Origin of the sequence: Flavisolibacter nicotianae, assembly GCF_003628535.1 — a bacterium.
Classification (GTDB): Bacteria; Bacteroidota; Bacteroidia; order Chitinophagales; family Chitinophagaceae; genus Flavisolibacter; species Flavisolibacter nicotianae.
The window spans coordinates 35,639-48,637 of record NZ_RBCI01000012.1; the positions used below are offsets into that span (position 1 = coordinate 35,639).

Annotated in this window: 13 protein-coding genes; 10 read left to right on the forward strand and 3 right to left on the reverse strand. The window is 44.2% G+C overall.

Features of this window, described 5'->3' with window-relative positions; genetic code table 11:
* Window positions 1–207: 207 nt before the first annotated feature.
* The 3 genes from D6024_RS21650 to D6024_RS21660 all read left to right on the forward strand — a co-directional run bounded on the left by D6024_RS21650 (window position 208) and on the right by D6024_RS21660 (window position 2,394).
* Complete coding sequence (locus D6024_RS21650; protein WP_121356912.1) at window positions 208–510, forward strand: hypothetical protein; 303 nt, start codon at window positions 208–210, stop codon at window positions 508–510.
* Between the two features lie 798 nt (window positions 511–1,308).
* Window positions 1,309–1,506: a hypothetical protein gene (locus D6024_RS21655; protein WP_162944927.1), complete on the forward strand. Its 198-nt coding sequence runs from the start codon at window positions 1,309–1,311 to the stop codon at window positions 1,504–1,506.
* A 123-nt stretch (window positions 1,507–1,629) separates the two neighbouring features.
* A complete protein-coding gene (locus D6024_RS21660) occupies window positions 1,630–2,394 on the forward strand; it encodes a COG4705 family protein (RefSeq protein WP_121356914.1) in 765 nt (254 codons plus the stop codon).
* 1,071 nt (window positions 2,395–3,465) lie between these two features.
* On the opposite strand, the gene D6024_RS21665 is transcribed toward D6024_RS21660, so the two are convergent.
* On the reverse strand, window positions 3,466–6,144 hold the full coding sequence (locus D6024_RS21665; protein WP_121356915.1) for an alkaline phosphatase family protein: 2,679 nt from the start codon (window positions 6,142–6,144) through the stop codon (window positions 3,466–3,468).
* Between the two features lie 970 nt (window positions 6,145–7,114).
* Here D6024_RS21665 and D6024_RS21675 point away from each other — a divergent pair.
* The 4 genes from D6024_RS21675 (at window position 7,115) to D6024_RS21690 (ending at window position 8,866) form a co-directional block, all read left to right on the forward strand.
* On the forward strand, window positions 7,115–7,471 hold the full coding sequence (locus D6024_RS21675; RefSeq protein WP_121356917.1) for a cupin domain-containing protein: 357 nt from the start codon (window positions 7,115–7,117) through the stop codon (window positions 7,469–7,471).
* Between the two features lie 74 nt (window positions 7,472–7,545).
* Window positions 7,546–7,890 carry a carboxymuconolactone decarboxylase family protein gene (locus D6024_RS21680; protein ID WP_205573346.1) on the forward strand — a complete coding sequence of 115 codons (345 nt, stop codon included), beginning with the start codon at window positions 7,546–7,548 and terminating at the stop codon, window positions 7,888–7,890.
* Window positions 7,891–7,952: 62 nt separating this feature from the next.
* On the forward strand, window positions 7,953–8,255 hold the full coding sequence (locus tag D6024_RS21685) for a phosphoribosylpyrophosphate synthetase (protein WP_121356918.1): 303 nt from the start codon (window positions 7,953–7,955) through the stop codon (window positions 8,253–8,255).
* A 38-nt stretch (window positions 8,256–8,293) separates the two neighbouring features.
* A complete protein-coding gene (locus D6024_RS21690) occupies window positions 8,294–8,866 on the forward strand; it encodes an ester cyclase (RefSeq protein WP_205573347.1) in 573 nt (190 codons plus the stop codon).
* 329 nt (window positions 8,867–9,195) lie between these two features.
* Here D6024_RS21690 and D6024_RS21695 read toward each other — a convergent pair whose 3' ends face one another.
* Window positions 9,196–9,678: an SRPBCC family protein gene (locus D6024_RS21695; protein ID WP_240410118.1), complete on the reverse strand. Its 483-nt coding sequence runs from the start codon at window positions 9,676–9,678 to the stop codon at window positions 9,196–9,198.
* Window positions 9,679–10,137, reverse strand: coding sequence for an SRPBCC family protein (locus tag D6024_RS21700; protein ID WP_121356919.1), 459 nt, complete (start codon window positions 10,135–10,137; stop codon window positions 9,679–9,681). It lies immediately after the preceding gene.
* 153 nt (window positions 10,138–10,290) lie between these two features.
* On the opposite strand from D6024_RS21700, the gene D6024_RS21705 reads away from it, so the two are divergent.
* The 3 genes from D6024_RS21705 (at window position 10,291) to D6024_RS21715 (ending at window position 12,922) form a co-directional block, all read left to right on the forward strand.
* Window positions 10,291–11,283 carry a GlxA family transcriptional regulator gene (locus D6024_RS21705; RefSeq protein WP_121356920.1) on the forward strand — a complete coding sequence of 331 codons (993 nt, stop codon included), beginning with the start codon at window positions 10,291–10,293 and terminating at the stop codon, window positions 11,281–11,283.
* Between the two features lie 154 nt (window positions 11,284–11,437).
* Complete coding sequence (locus D6024_RS21710; protein ID WP_121356921.1) at window positions 11,438–11,878, forward strand: DUF1569 domain-containing protein; 441 nt, start codon at window positions 11,438–11,440, stop codon at window positions 11,876–11,878.
* 147 nt (window positions 11,879–12,025) lie between these two features.
* A complete protein-coding gene (locus D6024_RS21715; RefSeq protein WP_121356922.1) occupies window positions 12,026–12,922 on the forward strand; it encodes a DoxX family protein in 897 nt (298 codons plus the stop codon).
* The last annotated feature ends 77 nt before the right edge of the window (window positions 12,923–12,999 follow it).

Consider the following 12,999-nt stretch of genomic DNA (forward strand, 5'->3'; position numbering starts at 1 on the left):
CCGGCGGCAGGGGCGACGCTTCAGGCATTGTGATTGCCACAATTTTGGAGAAAAATTGAACTGTAGAAGTTTTTTCCTTCAAATTTTTTTCAGATTCGGTGTATAGTTTGAGAATAGATAATTCGCGATGAGAAAAGGTTTGTTGTTGATGGTTGCTCTCCTTGGTTCAGTTGATGTGTTTTCACAAACCCTGCCGCGACAAATGGCTTGCCAGTCGTAAACGAAAAGTTTCAAAAAACAGATACTCCTTTTGTTTCGATTCAAGTAACAGGGCAAACTGTTCCTTTCGTTTACAAAAAAGAACTCCCTTCCACACTCCACGAAATCTCCGGTACGGCAAAGGATGGCGATGCCCTTTGGGCTATCAGTAACACCAGGAATGCCGACGCAAATATTTTCAAACTCGACCTTCAGGGCAATGTTATTCAGGTCGTTCCTGTTAGAAAGTACCGGACATATGATGTGGAGCAGTTGCGGTTGATGAGGACTATCTCTATGTGGGTGATGTAGGTGATAACAAAGGTGTCAGAGGAAAGAGGAGCATTATAAGAATTCTGAAATCGCTATTGGTAACCAACCGGATATCGCCGTAGATGGTGAACTCATTGTCTTCCGATTTCCGGATTAAGGCGTGGTGAGGTCAGAAAAAACGAATAATTATGACTGTGAGGCGATGCCTAGTTGCCATGACTCGCTTTATGTATTCACCAAACGAAGGGTGATTTGAAAACGCAGCTATGTGCATTGCCAAAAACACCAGGACCCTATGCGGCAAGGTCGTTTGCCTTCTTCGACACTAAAGGCCTCGTTACTGACACGGCGCTTACTGATGGAAATGAATTGGCACTTGTCGGCTACCAAGAAGGTTACAAGCGTCCTTTCCTGTAGATATTCAACGGCTTTAAAGACGACAATTTTTTTCCGGGCAACCGCAACAGTTGGCCTTAACAAAAGATCGAACGGTCGACTGGCAGGTGAAGGGCATTTCCTATAAAGGCAAGAACGAGTTTTATCTGTCTTGTGAAAAAACATGAAGCGTTGCAAACATGTTATTTAAATTCAGAAAAAATGCGCTTTTTCAGCCTGAAAAGAAGGCGCCATAAATTAAGGATAAGTAAATCCCGGTCCCGCTCCAAACTGGGGTTAACCAAAGAAGATGGAGAATCCTTTTGCTGTTCCGCTGGTGCTTTCCCCAGGTTGTGAAAGCAATGTTTGTATTTCTTTACGGTTTGGTTAATCCCTCTTTTTGCAATTGAAAGTTCAAAATGTAAACAGAATCGGACGGCAACTTACATGCTCGCGGACACTATGAAACAAGTAACCTGTGAAGAAGCACCTGGCTGCAGCAGCGGCCACAGCATTACTTACAAAGCAGTTGTGACAACCAGTGCCGAGAGAGAAATTACCTATGAAGGCAAGATAGCGAACTGGAATGTGTTGTCTGAAGTGTATGGTAATTTTTTGACGACAGAAAAGGTCAGCGCTGACGGCAAAGTCCTCTTCTGAGGGCTTTGCTTTTTAAAAATATGGCTAAAAGAAAGAACACTGCTACAGGCAACCTGCGGCTTTGTATAATCAGGTATGAAATTTTAAAAGGTAGGAGAATCGGTTATCCCTAAAAAGCAAAATATGGAAAACAAAGACATTGCACGCAACAAGGTCGCCAGGATCACACTGATCTTCTGGGTTCTGAAAATTTTGGCCACCACGCTTGGTGAAATATTGGGTGACTTCTTTTCAATGTCGCTAAACCTCGGCTATATTGTAGGCCTTTTGATCACCTTGCTTTTCTTTTTGATTGTTCTGTTTTTACAACTCCGTCAGAAAACGTATTTAGCGCCAACTTACTGGCTGGTGATCATCGGCACCACTACGGTAGGCACCGAAATTTCAGATCTGATGGACCGCACTTTGGGTGTAGGATATGCCTGGGGATCTCTCCTTCTTTTTACCGCCTTACTTCTTATGTTGTATGCCTGGTATCGCCATGAAGGGCAAATTAAAGTGTACCCTGTTACACAACGCCGCGTAGAACTTTACTATTGGGGTGCCATCTTAATTTCCAATAGCCTTGGAACTGCCTTTGGCGATTTTTTGAGCGATGATCTGGGATTGAGCTACTTGGTAGGTGCGGCCATTACAGCGGGGATTATTTTGCTAGTGGTGGTGTTGCATTATTTCACGAGGCTGAATGAAGTTTTGCTCTTTTGGATTGCTTTTATTTTCACCCGTCCTTTTGGCGCCACCTTTGGCGATTTTTTGACAAAGCCGATTGAGAAAGGCGGCCTGAATTTTAGCCGTGGCATCGCAGCCCTGGTAACGGCTGCACTGATGGCGATCCTCATGTACTTTTCGCAACGGAATACAAAAGCAAATAATATTTCATATGTGTGATGGCAAATGCAGGTTGAACTTCCAGCAATTTGTTTTGTAAACAGAAGCTGCTTTTGTGCAATCGTCAATTAAGAAGCAGGGCATGCATTTGCCGGATGGAAATGAACAGTGAACTATGCTAGTTAACGGTGAAGTTGTTCGTAAAAATAAAGCCGGAAGCTCCGCGATTTGTTTGATAATGAAAGGGCCAAGACCATTGCTAGTTGAACCAATGGATATTTTATAAAAACTTTGAAACAACTAATGCGTTTCCAATTGCAGTTTGGTGCTGGTATTCTAACGGCTAATTTTCATTTAAAAGAAAAATTGAAAGGCAGCCGCCTCCATAATTGTGATTGGTGTCTTTGATAACAAATGGTTTTGAAGGTGAAGTCGGTGATACTGTAACCATTTTTTGAACCAGTTGAAAATATTTTGCAAACTACAAAAGGCAGTTGTGCTGAATTTTCCCGGTGAAAAAAGAGCGACTTAAAAACTGACGAAAGGCGGGTAATTCCGAGGGGTATAAAAGAAAAAGCCCCCTGCGTTCACCACTGATTTGCAAGGGATTGACTGATTTTGAAACTACTTAGGTGGATCCTGAGGGACTTGAACCTTTTGGCGTAAACAATTGTTGATCAGTAAAATATACTTGCAATAAGAAAAAATGACACGAGGGAGAACGACCCGCGTTTTGCGTTGTTTCGGCTCGTTTCGAGAACTCTTTCAATGATAAACAGCTTTCGTTTTCAAGAATTCTTTTGTTTCAGTAATCATTCCAGAAGAACACCTATGACAGATCGTAGGTCGAAGCTCTCGATTTTGCCATTGGTGCCGAGTTGGATAGGAGGGGACAACTGGATGGTATATTCAATCTCTTACCCGGCCCAGTGTAGGTTAGTCTTTTCGATCCTACCATGGATACGAATGTAGAGATGGGGTTGACAATTTCAGTCCCCAACAACTTGCAGCCGGGATAAATTGATCGCAAACCGCTTAAAGATTGTTTGTCATTTCTCTAGCAATCAGCTCTACCTGATGGTGAGTGTTATCGAGGTTTAGGGTAAGTGTATTTTGCCTGGAAAAGGAAGCTTAATCGTCATCATCGTCCCTTTCTTTTTTCGGAAGCGTCATCTTTTTGGGATAAGGCTTATCACCCATGGTGGCATACCAGATGATTCGGTTCAGCAGGTCATCGTTGCCGCTGTCAATTTTGGCAAACAGTGGTGATGAAGAAAGCTCCGAATACTTTTTGGCTTTGCCTGATAAACTGTTGGCGGGCTTGTTCAATTCGTCCAACGGAATTTTGTTGGTGATCGTAGCATAGGGACTGGTATTTTTCGTATCGCTGAAGCAGTCAAACATCGGCAATGCGGTTGCATCCATGATGTTCATGGGCGGAATGCCCAGGATTTGCTCGATGGTGCGTACAATGCAGGTTTGGTTATAGTTGGTGTGAACCGTTTTTTGCAAATGGGAAAAAGGACTCACCACAAAACCCGTGGTCCGGTAAGCCGATACATGGTCCCATCCCGACTGCGAATCATCCTCAGTGATAAAGACTACCGTCGAATCCCAAAAACGGCTTTTGCTCAGTGCCTCGATAATTCTTCCCACCGTCAAATCATTGTCTGCAACGGCAGCCCTGGGTGTTGGAAAGCCTTCTCTCATTCCCGCCGTGTGGTCGGCTGGCAAGGCCATGATCATAAGTTGCGGCAACGAATCACCCGGCATTCTTTCGTACCCAGCCAATTCTTTGATAAAGGCATCTGCACGGATCTGGTCCGAAAAGGTTTGTCCCTCGTAGCACGGGAAGGTTTCCGACATAATGGGCTTTACCCGTGAAATGGTCGTTTCGTTCTCAAACGGAACCTCTTTTCCTTCCTTGTGTAACTGGTAAACATCTTTCCAGCCAAGTCCTTTTTTCAAATTGGGTGTACAGGCTTCCCCATAGATGCGAACGGTCTTGCCGTGATCCAATGCGTTGTTCCACAGGAAGCCCTCTTTGTTGTAGATGAGTGCATCGGTCAACACATGCCCGTAACTCCGGTACCAGGCCCGCACATTTTTTTCGACATAGTCGGTAACAATCGCCGCATCCGTCCAGGAATGTCCTTCGGCGGATGACTTACCGGAAACGTAATAGTTGTCCAATAGCTGAAACTCTCTGGCAAATTGATGCTGGTTGGGTGTAACGCTGTCGCCAAAAACACATAGCGACGGCATCCCGTTTCCTTCCCGCATATCACCTAGTACCTGGTCGTAGGTTTTGTTTTCTTTGATGATATACAGGACATGCTTGAAGACAGAAGGCTCACCAATTCGCTCCGGCACTGGCCTGGGAGCCATATTGGTCCTGGGTGTTAATTGGGAGAGCTTTGTCCGGAACAGAAGGTTGGCATTTTCAACCCGTTTGGTAAACCTGGTTAACGTGGCTTTGTCCGGGAGCGGAATAATGGAAACAGTAGCTTCCTGCTGGTGCGAACTGTATCGTTTGTTGTTTGATGCCCGTGCGCCTTCGCCTTCCAGGTTTGCAACAAGCAAGTTGTTGTCGCTGATAACAAGACCGGAAGGATAAGCCTCGGTTGGGATAAATCCTTCAACTCCTGTAGTTTCTTTCCCGTTTGCAGCAGCGGAAGCGCCAAGTGTAACAACAGCGATGGCATTATCCATCCCGTTGGCAACGTATAACCTGGCACCTGTCTCGTCCACGGCCAGGGCATTGGGAGAAGCGCCAATAAACTTGTTCAAGCCGGCATTCAGGCCAACGGGTACTGTTTCAATTACGTTATTGGTTACTGTATTGATCACGGAAACATTGTCGCTGTTGCCGTTTGCGACGTACAAGCGTTTTTCATCTTTACTGCTGATGATCGCATTGGGGTGTAAACCGACTTCAATTTCCTTTTCCATTTTGCCCGTTGGCAAAGCAATGACCGACACTGAACCCAGAGCTGTAGCACCTGTGCGCGGGTCCACGTAGACATCCCCGTACGGAATACCGGCTGTTTCCCGCCTCGTGTCTGTTGGTACCGGACCGGCCCAATTGGTTACATATGCTCTTGTGGCAGTCAGCGCAAGACCGAAAGGAGCCATCCCGGTATTTGCCGTCCAGACCACCTGTTTGTCACGAAGCCGGAGTTTTACCAGTTGGTTGTTTCCGTTTAAGACGACATACAGGTAATCTTCACCGTCTTCTTTTCGCAGTGCCAGATCATTGGGCAGCGACATGGGTGCTGGCGCAACCGGCTTGAACGGGATGGCATCGCTGAGGGACGCTTTCTTGCCGTCCCAAACAGCTTCCATCACAACGGAAACTTTGGTCGTCGGATTGGCAGCGCCCCAGAAAATGCGGGTGACATTGTTTTCCTGCAACACTTTGATGCCGGAAAACGTGCTCATAAAACCACGGTAGGCTGGCTCGGGGTAGTCCAGGTGGAATAAAAGCTTTTTTGTTGCATGATCGATGAAGGCAAGACCATAGCGGTCTTCCACTACCATCTGATTGCGTGCAGGCAACAACGCGAGGTCGAGGCTATGGTTTTCAAGCGAGACTCTTCCAAAGCGGATTACGGTGCCAGCGGGATCAATAAACCGGTTGTAGGGCAGAAGGATCGAACGGTTTTCAACCGTCAATGTAGTATCGTCATATGAGCTATGGTAGCTTCCTTCTGAAAGCCTGTATCCCTTCTGAAAGAAACAGGAGGGAAGGCTGAAAAGTGTGGTGATGGCAAAAAAGAAAGAAAATGTGTTTTTACAAAGGTTGTTCATTCTTATTCCGGCTAAATTGGTAATAGGTAAAAGAGTGGCGTAAAAATAAAAAAGAAAGGTTGAGATAAAGTTGATGCAGGCAAACTGACTTCGGAGGAAAGATTTACTTTGAAAAAGGTAGCACTAAGAGTAGTCCTTAATTGTTTCCATCATTAGCAAATCTTCATTTAGTTTCTCAAATGTTTCGGGGTACCAATCACTTTTTAAAGTAACAAATAATTTACCACCGGTTTTGTTCATCACGACCACCGAAGTTACTTTTCTTTTTTATTCATACGTGAAGACGCTTCAAGATAAAACACGGGGCTTCCTGTAGTGCAAGGATAGTCAATTCGTGCTTGACGATCAGCTGGCGTTTTTGTGCGCAGATATACTCATCGTCATTGCTTAATTCAGCTGAAAGGATGATCCTGTCCAGCGCTCTGTTCCCAACGGTGCAAGGGATTGACTGATTTTGAAACTTACCTGGCGGCTCCTGAGGGATTTGAACCTTTTCGGGTAAACAGTTGTCTGTCGGCAAAATACACTTGCAAAAAAGAAATACGTGACACGAGGGTGAACGACCCGCGTTCTGCATCGTTTTGGCTCGTTTTGAAGAACTTTTTCAAAGATAAACAGCTATCGTTTTCAAGAATTCTTTTGTTTCAGTAATCATCCCAAAATGACACCTACGACAGATCGTAGGTCGAAGCTCTCGATTTTGCCATTGGTGCCGAGTTGGATAGGAGGGCAGTACTAAATTTGGTGTTCAATCCCTTGCCAGGCGATTTTCAGAACACTCCCATATTCATAGGCTCTAGCGATCCTGACCAGCATATACCCCTTGAAAGAATATACTCTACCACTAACCTACTAAAAGATATGAATGCGGCGGTTACAGAAAAGATTTATGTTACTATGGGACACACCATCAATCAGGATAAAATAGTCCAGGTAAAAAAACTGCTATTTACTACTTAAATACAATGCTATGTTTCCGGTAACAAGAGTATACAGCGATAGCAATGGTGATACAAGATTTGAAGACATAGCCTTTCCATTGAAAGAGGCAGGCGACATTGGAAAATTATCAGAAGCCCTGCCCGTGAAGTCCATCATTTTTCGGGAAGTGGAAGCATCCTATGATTATAATTTCCACAATGCTCCGCAAAAGCAGTACCTTATACTGATTGATGGCGGAATAGAAATTGAAACGACGTTGGGTGAAAAAAGGCGATTTCAGCCTGGCGAAGTGCTATTATTAGAAGATACTGAAGGAAAGGGCCACCGGACCAGAAACCTGGAACCAAAGGCGAGAAAATCCGTTTTTATCACGCTGCCTGATTAACGGAACCGCAAAGCTGCATTGACCGGTATATTGTATGCGCAGTATTTATTTTATTAACCTTAATTTTTTCAACCATGATGCTAGACTGGAATGAATATCAAAAGCAAATTGCTTCCAACAATGCGGAGATAGGCAGAGCCAACCACGAGATATTGAAAGGATACCGCGGACTTAGCAACGCAGGAAATGCTACCAATTTACTTGGCCCAAAAGTAAGGGAGCTAATTGCCTTAGCGGTAGCCGTTACCCGACAATGTGATGGTTGTATTGTAACACACACGGATGCTGCCATTAAAGAGGGTGCCACCAAAGAAGAAATTATTGAAGCACTGAGTGTAGCCGTAGCGGTAAATGCCGGAGCCGCTTTGATTTTTTCATCAAGGGTAATAGATGCCTTCAATGCAAAAACTTCAGTGTAATGTTATTAATGCCAAGTTTAAAAAGATGACTCGTCCTAAGCAATCTTCAAAAAAGATTTAACATGAATACCTATTCAACTGTTTTTGATACCCTCAATTCACTGAAAGAGGAGGGCTATGTCTTAGACTTCAACCTGAAACCGGATTGTGTAGAATGTGTGTCCCCCGATATAAAGCTATATCCGGAAGAATTCGTGATCGATAAGTTTTATCGTTTTGAAGGTGCCAGCAACCCGGATGACAATGCCATTATTTATGCGATATCATCAAAGGATGGACTGAAAGGTACCATAGTAGATGCTTACGGTGTCTATGCAGATAGCCTTACATCGGAGATGGTGAATAAATTAAAAATTGCCCGTTAAAGTCTACAGCATTTTTACTTAACAATAAAACCAACAAAATGAAACAGAAAACCTTCGGCTTCGTTTTTTCAGCAATGCTTGCAGGCATTTTGCTATTGTCTTGCAATGACAATCGGAAATCAGAAACTAACGCTGACAATACAAAAACTGATAACACAGCTTCGACAAACAACGATCAACTAACGCAGGAAAGACTGAGACGTTTTGATAGTCTCGACTTTCAATTTTACAGCCATCAAAAATGGGACAGCTTTGCTATAAGCCACGATGAGAACATCAAAGTATATTATCCTGACGGAACAGTTACTACGGGTTTATATCCCAACCATATAAATATGCTGACACCGATGTTTGCGTTCGCACCAGATACGAAGATTACCAGCCACCCCGTAAAATTTGGAAGCGGCGACTGGACGGCCGTTATTGGCGAAATGGAAGGCACCTTCTCAAAACCGATGGACTTGGGTAATGGAAAGGTCATTCAACCCACCGGCAAAAAATTTAAATTGAGCATGTCTACCATTGGCCATTGGAAAGATGGAAAAATGATTGAAGAATATTTGCATTGGGACAACCAGTCATTCATGAAGCAAATTGGTTTGGCGCAATAAGCGCCGGAAGATGTTTTACATCTTGCGGTGCAAGGGATTGACTGATTTTGAAACTTACTCTGTGGATCCTGAGGGACTTGAATCTTTTCAGGTAAGTAGTTGTTGATTAGTAAATTACACTTGCAAAAAAGAAATAGGTGACACGAGGGTGAACGACCCGCGTTTTGCTTCGTTTCAGCTCGTTTTGAGAACTGTCTCGAAGATAATGGCTCTTTCTCCAGAAACAAAAGCTTCGATACACCGAAGGTCGCATTGCTCTATTTTGCCAGTGATGTTCAACGAGGAAATCATCTAAGAGATCCACTATTCAATAACTTGCCGGGCTGGTATTATGAAAGCGTCGTTTTTGGAGAATCCACAACTGTCACTCCGGAACGCAATGCCTCCGCAAGTCTCTCATGTATGTATTGTGTCCATACCGGTGCGCAAGTGTCGTAACAATCAAACTCTGGAACTAACCCAGCGTGAGTGAAAACAATTTTGGTTTTGTCCTCTTGGCGAAAAATCTCAAAACACATCTTCGTTCCCTTCCATTCATCTTTTTTTCTTACAAAGCTGAGACTTGCATCTGTCACAAGCCAAACCAACTTTTTTCCTGGTATCAGTTCTACCAGTTTCTGTTTTGTGTGATGAACCCCGCCACCAGCACGAAAGCTGAATTCATCTCCTGTTTTTTCGGAGGCTCCTTCAAACTTTTCATCAAATAATCCCGACCACCATGCTCTTACATTTAAGATGGTCTTGTACACTTCTTCCGGTGTGCGTTCCACCAAAATGGTGGTCGTGAAATCCTGGCTTTTCATTTTTTGCATTTAATTCCAGTTATCAATTTTAATATCATCGGGTGAAGGTCTCCCTTTGCCTGTTTCCACATAATCCCGAAGGCTTAAAAGGAACACGGCCCACTTCATGCTGCAATGCGCAGTGAACTCAATGGCTTCCTGCCAGTTCCTGTGTCCAAATACGATGATCGTCTGATCGTCCTGTTGTGACAGATCAAACGTAAGATCCGTTCCGATCCATTCATCAGGCCCATCAACACATTGCCACTTTACATTATTTGGTGGATTCAGTTCCTTTACTTCCATTACCATTTGCCCTTTTACCTCGCCTTCCTTTGTGCGGAACGTGAATTTGATCCTTCCGCCCTTTTTTTCCTCACCTTCCACTTCTTCTGTCCACCAGTTGGCAAGACCGTCTATTGTTGATAGGGCGTTGTAAACCTTGTCTTGCGCTGACCTGATACCGATGCGATGAATGATGCTGACCATGAGTTACGTTTTATTGATTCCTATTTTGTTATTTCTCTTTAAATATCAGATGTAAACTTACCTCCCATTTATGGCTTTAAGTGGTGGTGAAATGGACATTCTGACGGGTTGATTTGGACAGGGCATGTGCTTATTTTTGCGTAAAGTTCTTGCATGAAGCATCTCACCATCGTTGTACCTGAAGGAGAAGGAAACAACATCAGCAGCATCGTTGGCAGTTATAAAATATTTACAAGAGCCAATGCTTACCAGAAGGAATCAGGAGGAAGAGCGCTGTTTAAAATTGAAGTAGCCGGTACTGCTAAGAAGGTGGAATACCATGATGGATTGTTTTCCGTAAAACCGCATACACATATTTCAGCCATCGCGAAGACCGATCTCATAATCATTCCTTCCCTGAATCACAATTATCAAAAAGCAGTGAAGAGAAACGTGCCACTGGTCCGTTGGATTGAACAGCAATACAGAAATGGCGCGGAGGTTGCCAGTATTTGCACCGGCGCCTTTTTACTGGCTGCTTCCGGTTTGCTTGATGGTGGCATCTGCTCCACCAATTGGGCGGTGACTGACAGTTTCAGGAAGATGTTTCCTGCAGTGCATTTGCAGGTTGATAAACTGATCACTGACGAAAAAGGAATTTATACCAGTGGCGGCGCTTATTCTTTTTTGAATTTGATCCTTTACCTGGTGGAAAAATATTATGGCAGGCAAACCGCCATTTACTGCTCAAAAGTCTTCCAGATTGAGATGGACCGGCAAAGTCAGTCACCTTTCATCATATTCAAGGGCCTGAAATCACACGGTGATGAAGTGATAAAGCAGGCACAGGCTTATATCGAAAGCCATTGGAATGAAAAAATATCAATGGAACGGTTATCCACTACGTATGCAGTTGGCAGAAGAAACTTTGACCGGAGATTTATAAAAGCCACTGGCAATACGCCTGTCGAATACTTGCAACGGGTGAGAATTGAAGCGGCAAAAAAAGCTTTTGAGGCTACCAGGAAAAATGTGAATGAAGTCATGTATGACGTTGGTTATACAGATCCAAAAGCGTTTCGTGACGTCTTCCGGAGGATAACAGGTTTATCTCCTCTGGAATATCGTAGTAAATACAACAAGGATAGATTTGAGTTAATGAATTGACCGCAAGGCGTGGTATGACCAGTGGTATTCCTGCTTTCAACAAATTCGTTGTGCTGCTTTGTTTGTCGCAGTCAGCCTTTCTTTTGTCGCTTTCAAACAGCATCAATCTGGAGGATAAAAAATATGTTTGTTGCAACAAACCAATTCCTTTCAAATGAAGTCAGTTTTTGAACAATCAACAAGAGAAGAGGTGATCCACAGGATTCATTCACTTAGTGAAGATAGCACAGCCCAATGGGGTAAAATGAGTGTCTGTCAGATGCTGAAACACTGCATTCTTTGGGAAGAAATGTTGCTGGGCAAAAAACAATACCGCCAGTCTCTTCTTGGGCGTCTGTTTGGGAAAATAGCCTTGAAGGATATGCTGAAAGATGAACCGATGAAGCGGAACTTACCGACGGTTCCCTCGTTCAGAATAAAAGGAGGCGGCAATGTCGCAGCCGCAAAAGCTGAATGGATCAACCTTCTTGCAGAACACGGCAGACGGCAGAACGCCGGCTTTGTCCATCCATTTTTTGGTAAGCTCACTGCGGAGCAAGCCGGCCGCATGGCCTATAAACACATCGACCACCATCTGCGGCAATTCAATTGTTAAATCAGTGTGGCGAAGCTGTACTGGACAGGACGTTTAGGTGAAGCGTCAAAGCAGAACTGAAATGATAAGGGTTGTCTGTGTGTTGCAAGTTGTTGTTCGTTGAGTTTTCACTTCTCAAACTGATTTTTTGGTGAATTTGATTGCTGGTTGTTCTTCACGAAATCAGCACACATGAATGCACTTCTAAAAACAGGACAGATCTTTTACGGAACAGGCATCATCGCTTACGGGATACAGCAATTGGTTATTTTAGATTTCAGACCACAGATACTCCCGGCCTTTCCTTTCTGGGCACACCAACACAGTGTCTTTGCCATTGTCACGGGACTTGCCATGGTCCTGTTGGGAGGAGTGATCACCGGCATGTTGAAGACGAAATCCCTGGCGCCAGGGAATGTCTGCCTGTACGTTGGACTTTATTTTTTTGTGCTTATCCTCACTTGCCAAATTCCTTACTTGCTGTTTATTTACCCGCACAAACTTTCTCATCTTGGGTCATGGGGTGATTTGCTGAAAGAACTGGCTTTTTGCGGAGGTGCTTTTGTCCTCGCCGGTTCTTACAAAAAGGAAATCTCATCAGGCCGGGAAGGGCATTCGTTCAATCTGTTAATTGCAAAGTTGGCTCCCGTTGGACGATTGTTCTTTTGCACAACCATGTTCCTCTTTGGGTGTTGCCATTTTGCGTACAGCCAGTTTATTTCCCTAATGGTACCGAAGTGGTTGGGCATGCCTGAATTCTGGACCTATTTTGGAGGCGTTGCCCTGATCGGAGCTGGCTTTACTATCGCCTTAAAGCTGTTTTTAAAGCCAGTTGCCTTGTTGTTGGCCACCATGCTTTTCCTTTGGTTCTTTCTCGTTCATGTTCCAGGCGCTATTGCGAATCCTGCTGCCGGAAACGGAAATGCCATCGTTAGTGCTTTTGATGCCCTTCTTTTCTGCGGGGTGGCATTGGTGCTCTCACAAACAAACAAGCACCCAGAGAACAAAGTCGCGAAAGCCAGTTGGCCCAGTAATACTGTGGAAAAAAGTCGTATCCGGGTCTGAAGAACTTTGGAGAGGCAATAAGCCAAATTTCGTTTTAGATACTGTTCTTCGTTGAACAAAAAAGAATGCTGTTTATG